This window comes from Microbacterium sp. PI-SA-G (assembly GCF_057215335.1).
Window position 1 is genome coordinate 485,934 of the sequence record NZ_CM170103.1, and the last position, 20,792, is coordinate 506,725.

Sequence of the window (20,792 nt, forward strand, 5' to 3'; positions counted from 1 at the left end):
CGGGCGCACAGGAGGGCGCGGGTAGAATCGAGGCCGTCCACAGCCGGTGTCCAACAGGTGCCGGAGGATGCATCAGGAGGAGCGCAATGCGGATCACGGGACTCGGTCACGCCGGGATGTTCATCGAGACGGTCGGCGGGAACATCATCTGCGACCCCGTGCTCGGGCCGTCCTTCTTCGGCTCCTGGTTCCCGTTCCCGGACAACCGCGGGCTCGACTGGGAGCGATTCGGACGCGAGGCGGACTTCCTCTACATCTCGCACCGGCACCGCGACCACTTCGATCCCGCCCTGCTGGAGCGGTACATCCGCAAGGACATCGAGGTGCTGCTGCCCGAGTACCCGATCGACGACCTGGAGCGCGACATCCGCGCGCTGGGGTACACGAACATCACCTATGCCCCGGCCGGCGAGATCATCGAACGCGGCGCGCTGAAGATGATGATTACTCCGCTGCGCGCCCCCAGCGACGGTCCCATCGGCGACAGCTCGCTCAGTGTCGACGACGGCACCGGTTCGATCCTCAACCAGAACGACTCGCACCCGCTCGACCTCGACACGCTGCTCCACTTCGGCAAGCCCGACGCGTACTTCACGCAGGTCTCCGGCGCGATCTGGTGGCCGATGGTCTACGACCTGCCGCTCGATGCCAAGCAGAACTTCGCCCGCCTCAAGCGCGAGGCGCAGAACAAGCGCGCGATGTACTACATCGAGAAGGTCGACGCCGCGCACGTGTTCCCGATGGCGGGGCCGCCGATGTTCCTGCGCGACGACCTGTTCGACTTCAACGGTCTCGGTCGCAACGGCGAGTCGATCTTCACCGATCAGAAGCAGTTCCTCGCGCACATGAAAGAGCTGGCGCCGCAGTACGACGGCCAGCTCTTCGTGCCCGGAACGGTCGTGAGCGTCGACGGCGCCGACGTCACCACCACGCAGTCGCTGTACACCGACGCCGAGCTCGCACACATCTTCGACGAGAAGTGGGACTACCTCGAGTCGCAGCGGGCCGCACGCCAGCATGAGATCCGCGACGAGGAGGCCTCGCGCGCGGATGTCATCCCGCCCGACGAGATGCTCGCCGCGATCAAGGCCTGGTGGGAGCCGCTGCTGAAGAAGTCGCGCACGATCCGACTCGGTGTCGGCGGCGCGGTGCGCTTCCGCATCGGCGAGCTCGACATGGTGGTCGACTTCCCGCGGGCCAAGGTCCGCGAGTACGCGGGGGAGGAGTGCATCTACTGGTACACGATCCCCGCCGACCTCGTGTCGACGAACATCCGCGACCACGAGATCGACTGGTCGAACTCGATCTTCCTGTCGATGCAGTTCCAGGTGGGCCGCAGCGGCAAGTTCAACGAGTTCCTCACCACGTTCCTCAAGTGCCTCTCGATCGACCGGATTGAGTACGTCGAGAACTGGTACCAGGAGCAGACCGACCAGACGGAGGACGCGCAGATCGGCGACTGGGTCGTGCAGCGGCGATGCCCGCACCTGCGCGCCGACCTCACCAAGACCGGCAAGGTCGATGAAGACGGCGTGCTCACCTGCAGCATGCACGACTGGAAGTGGGACCTGAAGACCGGTCGATGCCTGTCGACCAGCGGGCACCCCATCCGTTCGTCCCAGATCGACGAGGTCACCGAAGACGCACTTCGCCCTGCCAGCTGAGGACGGAACGTCCGCCGCGCCGGACCGCTCCGCTAGACTTGACGGAGCAAGCAACCTTTAACACCGTCCTGTGAGGCGGAGAAGGGAGCGGCCGATGAGCACGCGCACAGTGCTGCACGACGCCGACATCTCACGGGCATTGACCCGTATCGCGCACGAGATCCTCGAGTCCAACCGAGGTTCCGAAAGCATCGTCCTGCTGGGGATCCCGACTCGCGGCGTGACTCTGGCCCGTCGCCTTGCGACGTTGATCAGCGACATCGCGCAGGTCCCCGTTCCGGTGGGTGCCCTCGATGTCACGCTCTTCCGTGACGATCTCGCCAAGCATCCGACGCGTTCCCCGCGCCCGACCGAGATCCCCGCGGGCGGGATCGACGGCAAGGTCGTCGTGCTGGTCGACGATGTGCTCTTCTCGGGGCGCAGCATCCGTGCCGCGCTCGACGCCATCCAGTCGATCGGACGGCCGTCTGCCGTGCGACTGGCGATCCTCGTCGATCGCGGTCACCGCGAGCTGCCGATTCGCCCGGACTTCGTCGGCAAGAACATCCCCTCGGCTCGGACGGAGCGCGTGAACGTGCGGCTGTTCGAGGACGACGGGGCCGAGGAGGTGACGATCGGCGCATGAGGCATCTCCTCGACACCCGCACCCTCGATCGCACCACGGCGCTGCGCATCCTCGACGTCGCGGAGGACATGGCCGACACGCAGTCCCGCGAGGTCAAGAAGCTGCCCACACTCCGGGGCAAGACCGTCGTGAACCTCTTCTTCGAGGACTCCACTCGCACCCGCATCTCGTTCGAGGCCGCCGCCAAGCGGCTCTCGGCCGATGTCATCAACTTCGCCGCCAAGGGCTCCAGCGTCTCGAAGGGCGAGAGCCTCAAGGACACCGCGCAGACGCTCGAGGCGATCGGCGCCGACGCCGTGGTGATCCGTCACCCCGGATCCGGTGCGCCGCAGACCCTCGCGACGAGCGGCTGGATCTCGGCCGGCGTTGTGAATGCCGGCGACGGGACGCACGAGCACCCGACCCAGGCACTGCTCGACGCCTTCACCATCCGCAAACGCCGGTTCGGCGTCGACAGCCGAGGCCGCGACCTCGCCGGCGTGCGCGTGGTCATCGTCGGCGACGTGCTGCACTCGCGCGTCGCACGGTCGAACGTCTGGCTGCTCGCCACACTCGGCGCCGAGGTCACACTCGTGGCCCCGCCGACGCTGGTGCCGCAGAACGTCTCGCTCTGGCCCGCCCGTGTCGTGTACGACCTCGACGTGGCGCTGGCCGAGGGGCCGGACGCGGTGATGATGCTGCGGATCCAGCTCGAGCGGATGAACGCCGCGTATTTCCCCACTGAGCGGGAGTATTCACGCCGCTGGGGCCTCGACGCACGGCGCGTTGCCGGGCTTCCGGACGGTAGCATTGTGATGCACCCCGGTCCGATGAACCGTGGACTGGAGATCTCCTCCGAAGCCGCCGATTCCGCCCGCTCCACCGTGCTGGAGCAGGTCGCGAACGGTGTGTCCGTGCGGATGGCGGTGCTGTACCTCCTGCTGGCAGGAGAACGAGACGACGAACGAGGGGGAGACCTGTGAGCGAGACCCTCGTCATCACCGGTGCGCAGCTGGTGGGCGCGAACAGCGCGGACATCATCGTGGAGGACGGGCTGATCACCGAGATCGGCACCGGTCTGAGCCGCGCCGGCGCGCGCGTGATCGACGCCGCAGGGCTGGTCGCGCTGCCCGGCCTGGTCGATCTGCACACGCACCTGCGCGAGCCCGGCTACGAGGCGTCCGAGACGATCCTCACCGGCACACGGGCTGCGGCGGCCGGTGGCTTCACGGCCGTCTTCGCCATGCCGAACACCTCGCCGGTGGCCGACACCGCCGGGGTCGTGGAGCAGGAGCTCGCACTCGGTGACGCGGCCGGCTACGCCACCGTGCAGCCGATCGGCGCCGTGACCGTCGGGCAGAAGGGCGAACGCCTCGCCGAACTCGGCGCGATGGCCACCTCGCGCGCGCAGGTCCGTGTGTTCAGCGACGACGGGTTCTGTGTCTTCGATCCGCTCATCATGCGCCGCGCGCTCGAGTACGTGAAGTCGTTCGACGGCGTCATCGCACAGCACGCGCAGGACCCCCGGCTCACCGAGGGCGCGCAGATGAACGAGGGCGTGGTCTCGGCGGAGCTCGGTCTGACCGGTTGGCCGGCGGTGGCCGAGGAGTCGATCATCGCGCGTGATGTGCTGCTCGCCGAGCACGTGGGCTCGCGCCTGCACGTATGCCACCTCTCGACCGCAGGCTCGGTGGACATCATCCGCTGGGCCAAGAAGCGCGGCATCGCCGTGACGGCCGAGGTCACCCCGCACCACCTGCTGCTGACCGACGAGCTCGTGCGCGGCTACGACGCCCGGTTCAAGGTCAACCCGCCGCTGCGGCGCGAGGAAGACGTGCTGGCCGTGCGTGAGGGCCTGGCAGACGGCACGATCGACATCGTCGCGACCGATCATGCCCCGCACCCCAGCGAGAACAAGGCGTGTGAGTGGCAGGCCGCCGCAAACGGAATGGTCGGACTCGAGAGCGCACTGCGCGTGGTCCATCAGTCCATGGTGCAGACCGGTCTGCTCGACTGGGCCGACATCGCACGCGTGATGAGTGCCACCCCGGCACGGATCGGTCGGCTGGCCGGACACGGCACGCCGCTCGAGATCGGGCAGCCCGCGCAGATCACCCTGTACGACGCCTCGGTCGACGGCGTCTTCACCGAGGCCGACCTGCACGGACGCAGCGTCAACTCGCCCTACCTCGGGCGCGCGCTGCCCGGGCGCGTGCAGTTCACGGTGTTCGCAGGCACGGTCACCGTCGACGGCGGAGTCCTGGTCGAAGGGCTGAGTGCATGAGCACTCGCGACCTCGCCATCGCCATCACCATCGCTGCGGCCCTGCTCGTCCTCCTCGTGATGCTGCTCGCCTGGCGTCGACGACTGCGCCGTGACGCGGGACTCAGCGCGCCGCTGGGTGTGCCGGAGCACGCCGAGGTCCTGCGTCGCGACGAGGTGCTGTACGTGTCGACGACGCGCCACGACCAGCCCCTGGAGCGCCTCACGGTCTCGCCGCTGGCCTACCGGGCACGCGGCGAGCTCGCCGTCACGGACCGCGGAGTCGCGCTGTGCCTCGACGGCACACCGACCGTGTTCCTCGCCTCGGCCCGCCTTGTCGAGATCGACCGCGCGACGGTCACGATCGACCGCGTCGTCGAGCCCGGCGGACTCATCCGCATCGCCTGGAACGCCGATGACGCGACGGTCGTGGACTCGTATCTGCGCCTCGCCACCGGCGACCCCAAGAATCTCATCTCTGAAATGCAGCGGCTCGTGCCGGAACGTCCCGAGCCCGCTGCCCCGGACACAGGAGCCACCCGATGACCGTCCTGCCTGAAACCGCCGTCCTCGTCCTCGAAGACGGAACCCGCCATGTCGGCCGCGCCTACGGCGCCCGCGGCACCACTCTCGGAGAGGTCGTCTTCTCGACCGGCATGTCCGGCTACCAGGAGACGATCACCGACCCGTCGTACGCGGGCCAGATCGTCCTGCAGACCGCGCCGCACATCGGCAACACCGGGATGAACGACGAAGACACCGAGTCCCGCCGCGTCTGGGTCGCCGGCTACATCGTGCGCGACCCTTCCCGTGTGGTGTCGAGTTGGCGCTCCACGAGCTCGCTCGACGACGTGCTGGTCGCCGACGGCATCGTGGGCATCAGCGGCATCGACACCCGCTCGATCACCCGCCACATCCGGTCCGCCGGCTCCATGCGTGGCGGGATCTTCTCGGGTGAAGACGCCGCGCTCGACGCCGACGAGCAGTTGAGCATCGTCCGCGCGGCTCCCGAGATGTCGGGCCGCAACCTGTCGGCAGAGGTCTCGGTCGACGTCGCGACCGTGACCACCGCGGTGGGGGAGAAGGTGGGCAACCTGGCCGTCCTCGACCTCGGCGTGAAGCAGGCGACCATCGACAACCTGGCCGCCCGCGGCTTCGAGGTGTTCGTGCTGCCGCAGAACTCGACCATCGACGAGATCCGCGCGATCGACCCGGTCGCCGTCTTCTACTCCAACGGACCCGGCGACCCCGCCGCCTCCGACCACCATGTCGAGCTGCTGCGCTCGGTCCTCGACGACGGGCTGCCGTTCTTCGGCATCTGCTTCGGCAACCAGCTGCTGGGTCGTGCGCTCGGTCTCGGCACCTACAAGTTGCCTTTCGGCCACCGCGGCATCAACCAGCCCGTGCTCGACAAGACCACGGGGCGGGTCGAGATCACCGCGCACAACCACGGATTCGCCGTCGAGGCGCCTCTCGAGGGCGCGTTCGAGAGCCCGAACGGCTACGGCCAGATCGAGGTCAGCCACGTGGGACTGAACGACAACGTGGTCGAGGGCCTGCGCGCGCTCGACATCCCCGCGTTCTCCGTGCAGTACCACCCCGAGGCCGCCGCCGGCCCGCACGACGCCAACTACCTCTTCGACCGGTTCCGTGACCTGGTCGTCGCGAACCAGAAGGACGCCAAGTAATGCCCAAGCGCGACGACATCCGCTCCGTCCTCGTCATCGGCTCCGGCCCGATCGTCATCGGTCAGGCCTGCGAGTTCGACTACTCCGGCACCCAGGCCTGCCGCGTGCTGCGCGAAGAAGGCGTGCGCGTGATCCTGGTCAACTCCAACCCGGCCACGATCATGACCGACCCCGACTTCGCCGATGCGACCTACGTCGAGCCCATCACCTGGCAGGTCATCGAGACGATCATCGCGAAGGAGCGCCCCGACGCGATCCTGCCGACCCTCGGCGGGCAGACGGCGCTCAACGCGGCGATCGAGCTGCACAACCACGGCATCCTCGAGAAGTACGACGTCGAGCTGATCGGTGCGAGCTTCGAGGCGATCAACAAGGGCGAGGACCGCCAGATCTTCAAGCAGCTGGTGCTCGACGCCGGCGCCGATGTCGCGGATTCGCGCATCGCTCACACGATGGACGAGGTGCTGGCGGCCGCGGGCGAGCTCGGCTACCCGCTGGTCGTGCGCCCGAGCTTCACGATGGGCGGTCTCGGATCGGGCTTCGCCTACGACGAGGCCGACCTGCGCCGCATGGCCGGTGCCGGCCTGCACGACTCGCCGACCAACGAGGTGCTCCTCGAGGAGTCGATCCTCGGCTGGAAGGAGTACGAGCTCGAGCTCATGCGCGACACCGCCGACAACACGGTGGTCGTCTGCTCGATCGAGAACGTCGACCCCGTGGGTGTGCACACCGGCGACTCCATCACGGTGGCGCCTGCGCTGACGCTGACGGACCGCGAATACCAGAAGATGCGCGACATCGGCATCGACATCATCCGCGCCGTGGGCGTGGACACCGGTGGCTGCAACATCCAGTTCGCGGTGGACCCCTCGAACGGGCGCATCATCGTGATCGAGATGAACCCGCGTGTCTCGCGTTCGAGCGCCCTGGCGTCGAAGGCGACCGGCTTCCCGATCGCCAAGCTCGCCGCCAAGCTCGCGCTCGGCTACCGACTCGACGAGATCCCGAACGACATCACCGGCGTCACTCCGGCGAGTTTCGAGCCCACGCTCGACTACGTCGTGGTCAAGGTGCCCCGCTTCGCCTTCGAGAAGTTCCCGGCCGCGGATTCCACTCTCACGACGACCATGAAGTCGGTCGGCGAGGCGATGGCGATCGGCCGCAACTACGCGACCGCGCTGCAGAAGGCGCTGCGCTCGCTCGAAAAGCGCGGATCCAGCTTCCACTGGGGACCCGAGGAGCGTTCGGTGGACGAGCTGCTCGAGATCTCGAGGAAGCCCACCGACGGCCGCATCGTCGTGCTGCAGCAGGCGCTGCGCAAGGGGGCGACCGTCGAGCAGGCCTTCGAGGCCACAGCCATCGACCCGTGGTTCCTCGATCAGATCGTCCTCATCAACGAGGTCGCCGAGATCGTGCGCACGGCACCCGAGCTGGATGCCGCGACGCTGCGTTACGCGAAGGAGCACGGCTTCTCCGATGCGCAGCTCGCCGAGATCCGGGGCGAGTCCGAGGCCGAGATCCGCGGCGTCCGCCACGGACTGGGCCTGCGCCCGGTCTACAAGACGGTCGACACGTGCGCGGGCGAGTTCCCGGCCCTCACGCCGTACCACTACTCGAGCTATGACTTCGAGACCGAGGTCGCGCCGTCGGATCGCACCAAGGTCGTCATCATCGGATCGGGACCGAACCGCATCGGTCAGGGCGTCGAGTTCGACTACTCCTGCGTGCACGCGTCGTTCGCTCTGTCTGACGCCGGGTACGAGACGGTCATGATCAACTGCAACCCCGAGACCGTCTCCACCGACTACGACACCTCCGACCGCCTGTACTTCGAGCCGCTGACGCTCGAAGACGTGCTCGAAGTGCTCGATGCCGAAGCGGCGAGCGGCACCATCCTCGGCGTCGTGTGTCAGCTCGGCGGTCAGACCCCGCTCGGACTCGCGAAGGGCATCGAGGCAGCGGGCTACAACGTGCTCGGCACGAGCCCCGAGGCCATCGACCTGGCGGAGGAGCGCGAGCTCTTCAGCGGCATCCTCGATGCGGCCGGTCTCGTGGCGCCCCGGCACGGCACGGCGATTGACGTCGACGGTGCCGTGCGCATCGCCGACGACATCGGCTACCCGGTGCTCGTGCGTCCGAGCTTCGTGCTCGGCGGTCGGGGCATGGAGATCGTCTATGACAGCGACAGCCTGCGCGACTACTTCGTGCGCACGGCGGGCGAGGTCATCATCGAGCAGGGCAAGCCGCTGCTGGTGGACCGCTTCCTCGACGACGCGATCGAACTCGACGTCGACGCGCTCTACGACGGCACCGACCTGTACATCGGCGGCGTCATGGAGCACCTCGAGGAAGCCGGCATCCACTCCGGTGACTCCAGCTGCACGCTGCCGCCGATCTCGCTCGGGCGCTCCGACATCGACCGGGTCCGCATCGCGACATTGGCGATCGCCGAGGGCGTGGGCGTGCGAGGCCTGCTGAACGTCCAGTTCGCGATCAGCGCCGGCGTCCTCTACGTCATCGAGGCGAACCCCCGGGCCAGCCGCACGGTACCGTTCGTGTCGAAGGCGCTGGGCATTCCGCTCGCCAAGGCGGCCAGCCGCATCATGACCGGGTCGACCGTGGCAGAGCTCAAGGCCGAGGGGATGCTGCCGCAGAGCGACGGCTCACGCGTGCCGCTGGGTGCTCCGGTCGCAGTCAAGGAGGCCGTGCTGCCGTTCAAGCGCTTCCGCACCGTCGACGGCAAGATCGTCGACTCCGTGCTGGGCCCGGAGATGCGCTCGACCGGCGAGGTCATGGGCATCGACCGTGACTTCCCGACGGCGTTCGCGAAGAGCCAGGCGGCGGCGTACGGCGGCATGCCCACCTCGGGCACCGTGTTCATCTCGGTCGCCGACTCCGACAAGCGGGCGGTGATCCTGCCGGCGCATCGTCTGCAGCAGCTCGGGTTCACGATCGTCGCGACCGAGGGCACGGCCGAGATCCTCTCGCGCAACGGCATCGCCGTCACCGTGGTCGACAAGTTCAGCGAGACGCAGGAGAGCGGCGCGCGCAACATCGTCGACCTGATCAACGACGGCGAGATCGACATCGTCGTGAACACGCCCTCGGGTGGCACCGCCCGGGCAGACGGCTACGAGATCCGCGCCGCGGCCGTCGCCGCCGACAAGGCACTGTTCACGACGATGGCAGTGCTCGGCGCCGCGGTCAGCGGCATGGACGCAGCTCACGAGGGCTTCCAGGTCAAGAGCCTGCAGGAGTACGCACTCGACCGGCAGGCCTCGGTGTGAGCCAGACCTTCGGTGAGCGGGTCCGGGCGGCGCTCGCGTCGACCGGCCCGCTCTGCGTGGGCATCGATCCGCACGAGGCGCTCCTCGAGGCGTGGGGCCTCGGCCGCGACGCCGCGGGCGTGCGCGAGTTCGGTCTGCGCACCGTGGATGCCGCGGCCGGACGCGTGTCGGTCGTCAAGCCGCAGGTGTCTTTCTTCGAGCGCTTCGGCTCGGCGGGCTTCGCGGCCCTCGAAGACGTGCTCGCCGCGGCACGTGGGGCCGGTCTGATCGTGATCGCCGACGCCAAGCGCGGCGACATCGGAACGACGATGGACGCCTACGCCGCCGCGTGGCTGACCCCGGGCTCGCCGCTCGAGGCCGACGCGCTCACCGTGAGCCCGTATCTGGGCGTCGGTGCGCTGGACGGTGCCGTCGAACAGGCACATGCGCAGAGCAAGGGCCTCTTCGTCCTCGCCGCCACCAGCAACTCCGAAGCCGAGAGCCTGCAGCGCTCGCGCGGCACCGACGGCTCGGTCGCAGCGCGTGTCATCGCCGAGGTGACCGCCCGCAACGCCGTCGCGGTGTCGGGCGATGAGTGGGGAAGTGTCGGCGTCGTCATCGGCGCGACGGTCAACTGGTCACAGGCGCAGATCTCGGCGTTCACGCCGGGCGCGCCGATCCTCGCCCCGGGCTTCGGCGCTCAGGGCGCGGAGCCGCAACATCTGCGTTCACGGTTCGGCGCGATGGCGCCTTTCGTCATCGCGAGTGAGAGCCGCAGCATCCTCGGCGCGGGTCCGGACCGGCTCGCGGATGCGATCGACGCGCGTGTCGCGCAGTACCAGGAGGCCGCACGTGTCTGAGACCCGAGTCGTTCCCGAGGTCGATCGCGCGGCTGCCGCGCGCAAGGCGGTCGAGCGCCGTCGCGCCCGCGCCTCCCTCAAGCGCGACCTCACGACGCGGGTGCGCGCGCCGCAGGCCGTGCTGCACGCAGCGACCGCGGACCCGGAGTCCGTCGAGGGCTCGATGCGGATCACCGATTTCCTGGTCGCGCTGCCGGCGATCGGGGCAGGCAAGCGCGACCGCGTGCTGGAGGACCTGCACATCTCGCCGGTCAAGCGTCTGGGCGGACTGGGCGCGCGACAGCGTACGGTCCTGGAGGACTGGCTCGACGGGCGCTTCCCGGTGCTGCGTCCGCGCGGCGCACGCAGCAGGCTTCTGGTGCTCGCCGGGCCCACGGCTGTGGGCAAGGGAACCGTCGCGGCACACATCCGCGAGCACAACCCCGAGATCCACCTCTCGGTCTCGGCGACGACGCGTCCACCGCGTCCGGGCGAGGTCGACGGGGTGCACTACTACTTCGTGGATGACGCCGAGTTCGACCGGCTGATCGCCGAGGGCGAGCTGCTCGAGTACGCGATCGTGCACAACAAGTCGCGCTATGGCACCCCGCGTGCACCGATCGACGCCGCACTGGCCGAGGGACGCACGGTGCTGCTCGAGATCGATCTGCAGGGCGCGCGCCAGGTGCGGGCAGCCGAACCGGCCGCGACGCTCATCTTCCTGCTGCCGCCGAGCTGGGACGAACTGGTGCAGCGACTGGTCGGACGCGGCACCGAGGGAGACGAGGAACGGGCCCGCCGACTGCGCACGGCGAAGGTCGAACTGGCGGCCCAGAACGAGTTCGATCACCTCATCGTGAACGAAGACGTCGCCGCTGCCGCCGCCGAGGTCGTAGAATTGTCTTCAAGCTCTGCGCGCTGAGTGTGTTCGCGCGCCCATCGCACCGTCTTCGCGACGATCCCGTCGCCTGATCAGGAGGTCTCATCATGGCCGGACACCACAACAAGGGCATCATCGATCCCCCCATCGACAACCTGCTCGACCGAGTGGACTCGAAGTACGAGCTCGTGATCTACGCATCCAAGCGCGCACGTCAGATCAACGACTACTACTCCGACCTGCACGAGGGCAACCTCTTCGACAACGTGGGCCCGCTCGTCGACTCCTCTGTCGAGGACAAGCCGCTCACGATCGCTCTGCACGAGATCAACCAGGACAAGCTCCGCCTGCGTCACGCGGAGTGATATTCGGACCGCGCCGACCGCTCTGTCGGTGGCGCGGTCCAGTATGGGTGCATCAGCCCTTTCCCTGTCTCACCCCGTTCTGGAGCATCGATGAGCGCCCTGCGTCTGTTCACGTCCGAATCCGTCACCGAAGGCCACCCGGACAAGATCTGCGACCAGATCTCAGACAGCATCCTCGACGGCCTGCTCGCGAAGGACCGCGACTCCCGGGTCGCCGTCGAGACGCTCGTCACCACCGGTCTGGTCCACGTGGCGGGCGAGATCCGCACCGAGGCCTACGTCGACATCCCGACGATCGTCCGCCAGGTCGTGAACGGCATCGGCTACACCTCCAGTGACACCGGCTTCGACGGCGACTCGTGCGGGGTGAGCGTGTCTGTCGGCGAGCAGTCGACCGACATCGCGCACGGCGTCGACAACGCGCAGGAGCACCGCGACGGCTCGTCGGTCGATCCGCTCGACATCCTCGGCGCCGGCGACCAGGGCATCATGTTCGGCTTCGCCACCGACGAGACCCCCCAGCTCATGCCGATGGCCGTGTGGACGGCGCATCGCATCGCGGAGCGGCTCACCGAGGTGCGCCGCAGCGGACTGCTGCCGTTCCTGCGCCCCGACGGCAAGACGCAGGTCACCCTCGGCTACGACGGGTTCACGCCGAAGACCGTCGACGCCGTGGTGGTCTCGACGCAGCACCACCCCGACATCTCGCAGGAAGATCTGCAGCAGCAGGTTCGTGAGCACGTCATCGCTCCGGTGCTGCAGGGCACCGGACTCGACCTCGACGACGTCACCTACTACATCAATCCCGCCGGTCCCTTCGTCACGGGTGGTCCCAAGGGCGACGCCGGTCTCACCGGCCGAAAGATCATCATCGACACCTACGGCGGCGCCGCACGGCACGGTGGAGGAGCCTTCAGCGGCAAAGACCCGTCGAAGGTCGATCGCTCGGGCGCGTACGCCACACGGTGGGTGGCGAAGAACGCCGTCGCCGCCGGACTCGCCAAGCGCCTCGAGATCCAGGTCGCCTACGCGATCGGCGTCGCGCACCCGGTCGGACTGTATGTCGAGACCTTCGGCACGGGCGCGGTCTCTGACGACGTGCTCATCCGGGCCATCACCGACGTCTTCGATCTGCGCCCGCAGGCGATCATCGAGCAGCTCGACCTGTTGCGCCCAATCTACGCACAGACCGCCGCGTACGGTCACTTCGGTCGGGAACTGCCTGATTTCACGTGGGAGCGGACCGACCGCGTCGAAGAGCTGCGTCGCGCTGCCGGGCTCTGACGGGGCCTCGGTTCCCGTGAGCGCTGAGGTTCCGTGAGCGCAGGAAGGCGGCGCATCGCGCGAGTGCTGCTCGACTCGCCGTTGCCGCAGCTCGATCGTCTGTTCGACTACGCGCTGCCGGAAGAGCTGGGCGAGGTACCGCTCGGTGTACGGGTGCGCGTGCCCTTGCGCACGGCCGGGCGTGTGGTCGACGGCTACGTCATCGAGCTCGACACCGAGCATGACGCAGACCGACCGCTTTCCGAGGTTGACAGCGTGGTGTCGAGCGTGTCGGTGCTACCGGACCGACTGCATCGGCTCGCGCGGCGGGTGGCGGATCGCGCTGCCGGCTCGGAGTCCGACATCCTTCGACTGGTGATCCCGAAGCGTCAGGTCCGCGTCGAGAAGGCCTGGACGGCCGACAGTCCGGCCGTCGTGCCCGACGCCAAGATGCTCACGCAGGTCGACGACGTGATCGCGCACTACGCGGGCCTGTCGGAGGTACTCACCGGCAGTGAACGCGCGGCCGTCGAGGCGATTCCCGGCTTCCGCGACGGCCTGCCGGCGTGGGCGGCGCTCCTTGCCGCAGCTGCCTCGCGAATGTTGGCGGACGGACGCTCGTCGATACTCGTGGTGCCTGATCATCGCGACCTCGATCGGCTCCTCGCGGCGCTCGAGATGCTGGCGCCGGCCGAGGCGATCGTGCGTCACGATGCGCGCCGCAGCAACCCCGACCGCTACCGGTCGTTCCTGCGCACGCTCGAGGACGAGCCGTGCATCGTGGTCGGCAACCGCTCGGCCGTGTACGCGCCGGTCACCGCCGGTCTGGTCGCGGTGTGGGACGACGGGGACTCGCTGCTCAGCGAGCCGCTGGCGCCGTACGTGCATGCGCGAGACGCCGCGCTGCTGCGCCAGGAGCAGGACGAATGCGCGCTGCTCTTCGTCGGGCACACGCGCACGACCGACGTCGAGCGGCTCGTCGCCCACGGATGGCTGCAAGACGTGCGGGCCGCGCGCCGGGTGCTCCCGCGGGTGGTCCTGAGCACGCCGTTCGAGATGGAGCAGCCCACCGCTCAGCGGATGCCGTCATCGGCCTTCCTGGGGGCGCGGACGGCCGCAACCGAGGGTCCGGTACTCGTGCAGGTGTCACGTCCGGGGTTCTCGCCGTCACTGGTCTGCGCGGACTGCCGCCACCCGGCCCGCTGTGCGCACTGCGGAGGACCGCTGGGCGCACGGCATCGCGGCGCGGTCCCGGTCTGCGGCTGGTGCGGCCGCGGCGCGAGTGCGTGGGCCTGCCCGAACTGCTCGTCGACCAAGCTGCGCCTGGCCTCGTCCGGCAGCGAACGTACCGCCGACGAGCTCGGTCGTGCGTTCCCGGGCGTGCGGGTCATCGTCGCCGACGGAGCGCATCCGGTGGAGCGGGTCGATGCAAGACCGGCCCTGGTCGTCGCGACACGCGGTGCCGAGCCGCTGGCCGAAGGCGGGTATCGCGCGGTCGTGCTGCTCGATGGCCCGCGCATGCTTCAGGCACCGGATCTGCGCGTGGGGGAGTCGTGTCTGCGCTGGTGGTCCAACGCCGCCGCGCTGGCCGCCCCCGGCGCCCCCATCCACCTGGTCGGGGTGAACGGCGAGACGGCGCGCGCGTTGGCGACCTGGAACCAGGCCGGCTATGCGCGTTCCGAGCTCGAGAGCAGGGCACCGCTGCACATGCCACCGGTCGCGCGTGTCGCGATGGTCGAGGGCTCGGCCGCAGCCGTGTCGCGTGCTCTGATCGCCGTCGGTGAGCTCGCGCTCCCTCCGGACGCCGTGCTCGGTCCGGTTCCCATCGAATCGGATGACGTGCCCCCGCGGGTGCGCGCGCTCGTGCGCTTCGAGTACGGGGCTGGCGCGCGCGTGGCGACGACGCTGCGCGCGGCCGTCGTCGCCGAGGCGGTCAGCAGCCGCCGCGGGCGCGGACGCAACCCTCGCAGCACTCTCTCCGTCCGTCTCGATATCCTCGACCCAGAACTCTGATCCCTTCCGGAGAACCTTCATGCGCCTCGTCTTCGCCGGCACACCCGATGCCGCCGTCCCCACCCTCCGCCGTCTCGCGACCGAGCACGACGTCGTCGCGGTCATCACGCGTCCCGATGCGCCCCTGGGTCGCAAGCGCGTGCTCACGCCCTCCCCGGTGGCCCGGGCGGCAGACGATCTGGGAATCGAGGTCATCAAGGCCGCCCGTCTCGATGACGACGTCACGGCCCGGGTGGGGCTCTTGCGCCCGGCCTCGGTGTCATCGTGGCCTACGGCGGTCTCGTTCGCGAACCGCTCCTGTCGACCCCGGATGCCGGATGGATCAACCTGCACTTCTCGCTGCTTCCCGAGTGGCGCGGCGCGGCGCCGGTGCAGCGTGCGCTCATCGCCGGTGATGCGCGGCTCGGCGCGAGCGTGTTCCAGCTCGTCGCGGAGCTCGACGCCGGCGACGTCTTCGCGACCCGTGTGATCGACGTCCCCGACGATGCGACCGCGGATGCGGCGCTCGAGCTTCTGGCCGTCGACGGCGCGACGTTGACCTCCGAGGTCGTGGCCGCGATCGCGGACGGCACGGCCGTCGCTCGCGCACAGAAGGGCGAGCCCACCTACGCCGCGAAGCTGAGCCTCGACGACGGGCTGCTCGACTGGTCGCTGCCTGTGGACGCCGTCTACGCCCGCTTCCGAGGCGTGACGCCGGAGCCGGGGGCACACACGACGATCGACGGGCAGCGCCTCAAGATCCTCGAGGCCGGTCCGGCGGCGACGGACGCGGCCCCACTGGAGCCCGGCGTCATCGAGGGCGCGAAATCCGCTGTGCTGTTCGGCACGGCGACCACTCCGCTCGCCGTGACTCGCGTGCAGCCGGCGGGTAAGGGCGCGATGGACGCCGCCGATTGGTGGCGCGGTCAGCGCGCTGCAGAAGGGCTGCGTGCCGGATCATGAGCGACGGACAGAGAAGACCCTCCCGGGATCCGCGCAGGGAGTCCGGCGGCGGACGCCGCGCACGTCCCGCGAGCACCAGCGCACAGCGCGGCCCCGATCGCACGGTCCAGCCGGCACGACGCGTCGCCTTCGATGTGCTCCGTGCCGTGTCCGAGGTCGACGCCTACGCGAACCTGGCGCTGCCCGGGGCGATCGCCGAGGCGGGACTGAACCCGCAGGATGCGGCTCTGGCCACCGAGCTCACCTACGGCACGCTGCGCCGACGCGGCACGTACGACGCGATCATCGCCGCGGCGGCGGACCGCGAGGTCGAGAGCATCGACCCCGTCGTCCTCGACGCGCTGCGCCTCGCCGTGCACCAGCTGCTGGCGACTCGGGTCGCCCCGCATGCGGCCGTCAACGAATCGGTCAACCTCGTGGCCACGCTCGTGGGCCGAGGAGCCTCGAGCTTCGCCAACGCGGTGCTGCGTCGAGTCTCGCGCGACACCCCCGAGCAGTGGCAGGAGCGCATCGAGGAGCACGCCCGCTCCGATGACGAACGCCTCGCGCTACGCACCGCCCATCCCGTCTGGGTGATCCGCGCGCTTCGCCGCTCGCTCGCCGCCGAGGGTCGGGCCGACGAGCTCGACGCTCTGCTCGACGCCGACAACGCCTCGCCGGAGGTGACTCTCGTCGCGCTCCCCGGTCTGGCGGAGCCGGGGCAGCCTCGCAGGCCGTACGCCGACACCGCGTTCGCCTCGCCCGGCGGCGACCCGCACCACATCGTCGCGGGCTCCGGCGGCACCGTGCGCGTGCAGGACGAGGGGTCCCAGCTCGTCGCCCTCGCATTGGCGGAGGTCGCTCCGATCCGCGCGGGGGAGCGTTGGATGGATCTGTGCGCGGGACCCGGCGGCAAGACGGCGCTCCTGGCGGCGATCGCCCGCCAGCATGACGTCATCCTCGAGGCCAACGAGGTGGTTCCGGCGCGAGCCGGGCTGGTGCGCAACGCGCTGCGTGCGGTTCCCGGTGACGTGGTCGTGCATCAGGCCGACGGCCGTGACATCTCCGCCTCGCACCCCGCAGCGTTCGATCGGATCCTCGTGGACGCACCCTGCACCGGTCTCGGGGCCCTGCGCCGTCGGCCCGAGGCTCGGTGGCGCAAGTCTCCGGCCGACGTCGCCGAGCTCGTGCCTTTGCAGGTGCAGCTGCTGACCGCCGCGGTCGACGCGCTGGCCCCCGGCGGCATCGTCGCGTACGTGACGTGCTCTCCGCATCTGGCCGAGACGACCGGTGTGGTGCAGGACGTCCTCCGCGCCCGCGATGACCTCACCGAGCTCGACGCGCGTACCGTGGTGTCAGAGCTGAGCGCGTCGCCCATCGATCTGGCGGACGACGGGCGATCGAGCTCGGGATCCGTGCAGCTCTGGCCGCATCGTCACGGCACCGACGCCATGTTCCTCGCGCTCCTGCAGCGCGCCCCGAAGGAGAGCTGACCTGTGGAACTGCCCACCGCGCCCCGCATCAACCCGAGCATCCTGGCCGCCGATTTCGTCAACATGCAGGCGGATCTCGCCCGTATCGCGACGGCCGACTTCGCTCACGTCGACGTGATGGACAACCACTTCGTGCCGAACCTGACGTTCGGTCCGCAGATGGTCGAGCGCATCCAGGCGACCAGTCCAATCCCGCTCGACGTTCACCTGATGATCACCGATCCCGACAGGTGGGCGCCCCAGTACGCCGAGATCGGCGCGGCCAGCGTCACGTTCCATCTGGAGGCCGCAGCCGACCCGATCGCTCTCGCCCGACGCATCCGCGACATCGGCGCGCGTGCCGGAGTCGCGATCAAGCCGGGGACGCCCGCAGACGGGCTGTACTCGGTGCTCGACGAGTTCGATCAGATCCTGGTGATGACGGTCGAACCGGGGTTCGGAGGTCAGGGGTTCATGCCCGAGACCATGCCGAAGCTGCGCACCCTGGCCGACGAGGCACGTCGCCGCGGATCCTCCGTGTGGCTGCAGGTCGACGGCGGTATCTCCGACAGCACGATCGAGATGGCGGCGGCCGCGGGTGCCGACACCTTCGTCGCGGGCTCGGCCGTCTTCGGTGCCGAGGACATCGAGGCGGCCGTCACCCGGCTCAGGGACCGCGCCCGAGCCGCTAGCCTGGAATCGTGAAGACTTTCGACGAGCTGTTCGCTGAACTCAGCGTGAAGGCGCAGACCCGACCCGAAGGATCCGGAACGGTCGCAGAGCTCGACGGCGGCGTGCACACGATCGGCAAGAAGATCGTGGAAGAGGCCGCAGAGGTCTGGATGGCGTCGGAGTACGAATCCGACGAGGCCGCTGCCGAGGAGATCTCGCAGCTGCTGTACCACCTGCAGGTGATGATGATCGCGAAAGGTCTCAGCCTGCAGGACGTCTATCGACATCTGTGATGCGCTCCGCACCCACTCCTTCGAACTGAAAGCCGTTCATGCTGCGCATCGCTGTTCCCAACAAGGGCTCGCTCTCCGAGACCGCCGCCGAAATGCTCGCGGAGGCCGGATACGCCGGTCGACGCGACCCGAAGACCCTGCACGTGATCGACGCCGACAACGACGTCGAGTTCTTCTTCCTGCGCCCGCGTGACATCGCCACGTACGTCGCCTCCGGCGCGCTCGACGTGGGCATCACCGGCCGCGACCTGCTGCGCGACGTGCCGCAGCCGGCGCGCGAGCTGGAGTCGCTCGGCTTCGCCCGCTCGACCTTCCGATTCGCGGGCCCTCCCGGAAAGTTCACCTCGATCGATCAGCTGCAGGGCGTGCGCGTGGCGTCGGCCTACCCCGGGCTCGTCGACGCGTTCCTGCGTGAGCGTGGCGTCGAAGCCGAGCTCGTCTCGCTCGACGGTGCAGTGGAGTCCGCGGTGCGGCTGGGCGTCGCCGACGTGATCGCCGATGTCGTCGAGACCGGCACCACGCTGCGTCAGGCCGGGCTCGAGATCTTCGGTCCGGTGATCATCGAGTCCGAGGCCGTGCTGATCAGCCGCCCGGGCGACGCGGAGGGCACCGACACGCTGCTGCGCCGTCTGCGCGGTGTGATGGTCGCACGTCGCTTCGTGCTGCTCGACTACGACCTCCCCGCCGAGCTGGTGGATCAGGCCGTGGCGATCGCTCCGGGCCGCGAGTCTCCGACCATCTCCCCGCTGCGCGACCCCGCGTGGGTCGCCGTGCGGGTGATGATCCCGCGACGCGGCGTCAACCAGGTGATGGACGCCCTCTACGCTCTCGGCGCACGGGCGATCCTCGTCACCGCCATCCACGCCGCGAGGCTCTGATGACGCTCGCCAGCCGAGTCATCCCGTGTCTCGACGTGGCGGGGGGCCGCGTGGTGAAGGGCGTCAACTTCGAGAACCTGCGCGACATGGGCGATCCTGTCGAGCTGGCCCGCCACTACGCGGCACAGGGCGCTGACGAGATCACGTTCCTCGACGTGACGGCGACGGTCGACGAGCGCGCGACGACCTACGACGTCGTGCAGCGCACCGCCGAGCAGGTGTTCGTTCCGCTGACCGTCGGCGGGGGAGTGCGCACCGTCGACGACGTGGCGCGGCTGCTGTCGGTCGGAGCCGACAAGGTCGGCGTCAACTCCGCGGCGATCGCGAGGCCCGACCTGATCGGCGAGATCGCAGACCGCTTCGGCGCACAGGTGCTGGTGCTCTCGCTCGATGTGAAGCGCGCCGACACCGCGCCGTCGGGGTTCGTGGTGACCACGCACGGCGGGCGCACGCAGACGACGCTCGACGCGCTCGTCTGGGCACGCGAGGCGGCCGAGCGCGGTGCCGGCGAGCTCCTGGTCAACTCGATCGATGCGGACGGCACGCGCGACGGCTTCGATCTCGAACTGGTGGGCCTTATGCGCGAGGTCGCCTCGGTCCCGGTGATCGCCTCGGGCGGCGCGGGAGCGGTGGAGCACTTCGCTCCCGCGATCAAGGCCGGTGCGGATGCCGTGCTGGCCGCCAGCGTGTTCCACACCGGAGCGCTGACCGTGGGAGACGTGAAGGACGCGCTGCGCGCAGAAGGAGTGACGGTCCGATGAGTGCACAGGATGTCGACACGCGCGTCGCCCAGGTCGTCTGGAATGCCGACGGGCTCGCGCCGGTCATCGTGCAGCAGTGGGACACGCATGAGGTGCTGATGCTCGCCTGGGTCGACGCCGAGGCGCTGCGACGCACTCTCTCCTCGGGCCGCGCGACGTACTGGTCGCGGTCCCGGCAGGAGTATTGGCGCAAGGGCGACACCTCCGGTCACATCCAGGTCGTGCATGAGGCGCGCCTCGACTGCGACGGCGATGCGATCCTGCTCCAGGTCGACCAGACGGGTCCCGCTTGCCACACCGGCACGCGGACGTGCTTCGACACGACCGACCTCGAGGCTGTCCCGGGAAGCGCATCCGCATGAACCTCGCGCGGCGCGGACGATCTCTGTCGGTGAGCGGATTCCTGCTCGCGGGTGCCATCGGCATCATCTCATCGACCCAGACCTGGGTCACCGTGGAGCGGGCCGACGCCGGTGAGGCGATCCTGGTTCCCGGCGCCTCCGCGCTGGTGCTGCTGGCGCCGCTGAGCCTGGCCGTACTGGCGCTGGGGGCGGCGCTGTCGATCTCCGGCCCGGTGTTCCGACTGGTGTTCGGCGTGCTGGCGGGGGCGTGCTCCGTGTTCCTCGGCTGGTCGACGCTGCAACTCCTGCTCGCGATTCCCGAGTCGGCGATCGCGCCGACGGTGACCGAGGTCACCGGGCTCGCGGGCCCCGCTGCGCTGTCGGGCGTCGTCGAGAGCGTCATACCGTCGGCATGGCCGGTGATCGCGCTCGTCGGGTGGGTCATCCTGCTCGGCTCCTCCGTGCTGGTGCTGGTCACCTGGCGCCGCTGGAAGGCCGGGGGGCGCCGCTACCGCACGACGGCCGACGACGCTGCCGTCCACGACGGCCCGGTCGACGCGATCGATTCGTGGGACGACCTGTCCCGTGGCACCGACCCGACGCGCTGACC

At 69.4% G+C, this 20,792-nt stretch carries 19 protein-coding genes and 1 pseudogene; all 20 read left to right on the top strand.

Annotated elements, in window-relative coordinates:
- Positions 1 to 86 precede the first annotated feature (86 nt).
- The 20 genes and pseudogenes from AC2D10_RS02490 to AC2D10_RS02585 all read left to right on the top strand — a co-directional run bounded on the left by AC2D10_RS02490 (position 87) and on the right by AC2D10_RS02585 (position 20,790).
- Positions 87 to 1,664 (top strand): Rieske 2Fe-2S domain-containing protein, encoded by a 1,578-nt coding sequence (locus tag AC2D10_RS02490; RefSeq protein ID WP_484710259.1) that lies wholly within the window; start codon positions 87 to 89, stop codon positions 1,662 to 1,664.
- 94 nt (positions 1,665 to 1,758) lie between these two features.
- Complete coding sequence (gene pyrR, locus AC2D10_RS02495; protein WP_484710260.1) at positions 1,759 to 2,289, top strand: bifunctional pyr operon transcriptional regulator/uracil phosphoribosyltransferase PyrR; 531 nt, start codon at positions 1,759 to 1,761, stop codon at positions 2,287 to 2,289.
- On the top strand, positions 2,286 to 3,251 hold the full coding sequence (locus tag AC2D10_RS02500) for an aspartate carbamoyltransferase catalytic subunit (RefSeq protein WP_484710261.1): 966 nt from the start codon (positions 2,286 to 2,288) through the stop codon (positions 3,249 to 3,251). The genes pyrR and AC2D10_RS02500 overlap by 4 nt, the downstream gene beginning before the upstream one ends.
- Positions 3,248 to 4,552 (top strand): dihydroorotase, encoded by a 1,305-nt coding sequence (locus AC2D10_RS02505; protein ID WP_484710262.1) that lies wholly within the window; start codon positions 3,248 to 3,250, stop codon positions 4,550 to 4,552. Before AC2D10_RS02500 ends, AC2D10_RS02505 begins: the two co-directional genes overlap by 4 nt.
- Positions 4,549 to 5,076 carry a PH-like domain-containing protein gene (locus AC2D10_RS02510; protein WP_484710263.1) on the top strand — a complete coding sequence of 176 codons (528 nt, stop codon included), beginning with the start codon at positions 4,549 to 4,551 and terminating at the stop codon, positions 5,074 to 5,076. The genes AC2D10_RS02505 and AC2D10_RS02510 overlap by 4 nt, the downstream gene beginning before the upstream one ends.
- Positions 5,073 to 6,218, top strand: a complete 1,146-nt coding sequence (gene carA, locus AC2D10_RS02515; RefSeq protein ID WP_484710264.1) for a glutamine-hydrolyzing carbamoyl-phosphate synthase small subunit — start codon at positions 5,073 to 5,075, stop codon at positions 6,216 to 6,218. The genes AC2D10_RS02510 and carA overlap by 4 nt, the downstream gene beginning before the upstream one ends.
- Positions 6,218 to 9,505, top strand: a complete 3,288-nt coding sequence (carB, locus tag AC2D10_RS02520) for a carbamoyl-phosphate synthase large subunit (protein WP_484710267.1) — start codon at positions 6,218 to 6,220, stop codon at positions 9,503 to 9,505. Before carA ends, carB begins: the two co-directional genes overlap by 1 nt.
- Entirely contained in the window at positions 9,502 to 10,344 is an 843-nt protein-coding gene (gene pyrF / locus AC2D10_RS02525; protein ID WP_484710268.1) for an orotidine-5'-phosphate decarboxylase, read from the top strand. The genes carB and pyrF overlap by 4 nt, the downstream gene beginning before the upstream one ends.
- The gene (gene gmk, locus AC2D10_RS02530; RefSeq protein WP_484710269.1) at positions 10,337 to 11,245 is read left to right on the top strand and encodes a guanylate kinase; all 909 of its coding nucleotides are present in this window, start codon (positions 10,337 to 10,339) and stop codon (positions 11,243 to 11,245) included. Before pyrF ends, gmk begins: the two co-directional genes overlap by 8 nt.
- Positions 11,246 to 11,310: 65 nt before the next feature.
- Complete coding sequence (gene rpoZ / locus AC2D10_RS02535; RefSeq protein ID WP_484710271.1) at positions 11,311 to 11,568, top strand: DNA-directed RNA polymerase subunit omega; 258 nt, start codon at positions 11,311 to 11,313, stop codon at positions 11,566 to 11,568.
- 90 nt (positions 11,569 to 11,658) lie between these two features.
- A complete protein-coding gene (gene metK / locus AC2D10_RS02540; RefSeq protein WP_484710272.1) occupies positions 11,659 to 12,852 on the top strand; it encodes a methionine adenosyltransferase in 1,194 nt (397 codons plus the stop codon).
- Between the two features lie 33 nt (positions 12,853 to 12,885).
- Positions 12,886 to 14,844, top strand: a complete 1,959-nt coding sequence (locus tag AC2D10_RS02545) for a primosomal protein N' family DNA-binding protein (RefSeq protein ID WP_484710274.1) — start codon at positions 12,886 to 12,888, stop codon at positions 14,842 to 14,844.
- A 19-nt stretch (positions 14,845 to 14,863) separates the two neighbouring features.
- Positions 14,864 to 15,786 (top strand): annotated as a pseudogene (gene fmt, locus AC2D10_RS02550) (methionyl-tRNA formyltransferase).
- Complete coding sequence (locus AC2D10_RS02555) at positions 15,783 to 17,258, top strand: RsmB/NOP family class I SAM-dependent RNA methyltransferase (protein WP_484710275.1); 1,476 nt, start codon at positions 15,783 to 15,785, stop codon at positions 17,256 to 17,258. The pseudogene fmt and the gene AC2D10_RS02555 overlap by 4 nt, the downstream one beginning before the upstream one ends.
- Positions 17,259 to 17,261: 3 nt before the next feature.
- A complete protein-coding gene (gene rpe, locus AC2D10_RS02560; protein ID WP_484710276.1) occupies positions 17,262 to 17,942 on the top strand; it encodes a ribulose-phosphate 3-epimerase in 681 nt (226 codons plus the stop codon).
- The gene (locus AC2D10_RS02565; protein WP_484710279.1) at positions 17,939 to 18,202 is read left to right on the top strand and encodes a phosphoribosyl-ATP diphosphatase; all 264 of its coding nucleotides are present in this window, start codon (positions 17,939 to 17,941) and stop codon (positions 18,200 to 18,202) included. Before rpe ends, AC2D10_RS02565 begins: the two co-directional genes overlap by 4 nt.
- A 38-nt stretch (positions 18,203 to 18,240) precedes the next feature.
- Positions 18,241 to 19,080 (top strand): ATP phosphoribosyltransferase, encoded by an 840-nt coding sequence (gene hisG / locus AC2D10_RS02570; protein ID WP_484710280.1) that lies wholly within the window; start codon positions 18,241 to 18,243, stop codon positions 19,078 to 19,080.
- A complete protein-coding gene (gene hisF / locus AC2D10_RS02575; RefSeq protein WP_484710281.1) occupies positions 19,080 to 19,841 on the top strand; it encodes an imidazole glycerol phosphate synthase subunit HisF in 762 nt (253 codons plus the stop codon). The genes hisG and hisF overlap by 1 nt, the downstream gene beginning before the upstream one ends.
- Positions 19,838 to 20,203 carry a phosphoribosyl-AMP cyclohydrolase gene (gene hisI, locus AC2D10_RS02580; RefSeq protein ID WP_484710282.1) on the top strand — a complete coding sequence of 122 codons (366 nt, stop codon included), beginning with the start codon at positions 19,838 to 19,840 and terminating at the stop codon, positions 20,201 to 20,203. Before hisF ends, hisI begins: the two co-directional genes overlap by 4 nt.
- A complete protein-coding gene (locus tag AC2D10_RS02585; protein WP_484710283.1) occupies positions 20,200 to 20,790 on the top strand; it encodes a Trp biosynthesis-associated membrane protein in 591 nt (196 codons plus the stop codon). The genes hisI and AC2D10_RS02585 overlap by 4 nt, the downstream gene beginning before the upstream one ends.
- Positions 20,791 to 20,792 lie beyond the last annotated feature (2 nt).

Excerpts from the sequence above, each read along its gene's own strand:
- AC2D10_RS02490 (WP_484710259.1), top strand. The coding sequence starts at position 87 with ATGCGGATCACGGGACTCGGTCACGCCGGGATGTTCATCGAGACGGTC.
- pyrR (WP_484710260.1), top strand. The coding sequence starts at position 1,759 with ATGAGCACGCGCACAGTGCTGCACGACGCCGACATCTCACGGGCATTG.
- AC2D10_RS02500 (WP_484710261.1), top strand. The coding sequence starts at position 2,286 with ATGAGGCATCTCCTCGACACCCGCACCCTCGATCGCACCACGGCGCTG.
- AC2D10_RS02510 (WP_484710263.1), top strand. The coding sequence starts at position 4,549 with ATGAGCACTCGCGACCTCGCCATCGCCATCACCATCGCTGCGGCCCTG.
- carA (WP_484710264.1), top strand. The coding sequence starts at position 5,073 with ATGACCGTCCTGCCTGAAACCGCCGTCCTCGTCCTCGAAGACGGAACC.
- carB (WP_484710267.1), top strand. The coding sequence starts at position 6,218 with ATGCCCAAGCGCGACGACATCCGCTCCGTCCTCGTCATCGGCTCCGGC.
- rpoZ (WP_484710271.1), top strand. The coding sequence starts at position 11,311 with ATGGCCGGACACCACAACAAGGGCATCATCGATCCCCCCATCGACAAC.
- metK (WP_484710272.1), top strand. The coding sequence starts at position 11,659 with ATGAGCGCCCTGCGTCTGTTCACGTCCGAATCCGTCACCGAAGGCCAC.
- AC2D10_RS02555 (WP_484710275.1), top strand. The coding sequence starts at position 15,783 with ATGAGCGACGGACAGAGAAGACCCTCCCGGGATCCGCGCAGGGAGTCC.
- hisG (WP_484710280.1), top strand. The coding sequence starts at position 18,241 with ATGCTGCGCATCGCTGTTCCCAACAAGGGCTCGCTCTCCGAGACCGCC.
- hisF (WP_484710281.1), top strand. The coding sequence starts at position 19,080 with ATGACGCTCGCCAGCCGAGTCATCCCGTGTCTCGACGTGGCGGGGGGC.
- hisI (WP_484710282.1), top strand. The coding sequence starts at position 19,838 with ATGAGTGCACAGGATGTCGACACGCGCGTCGCCCAGGTCGTCTGGAAT.
- AC2D10_RS02585 (WP_484710283.1), top strand. The coding sequence starts at position 20,200 with ATGAACCTCGCGCGGCGCGGACGATCTCTGTCGGTGAGCGGATTCCTG.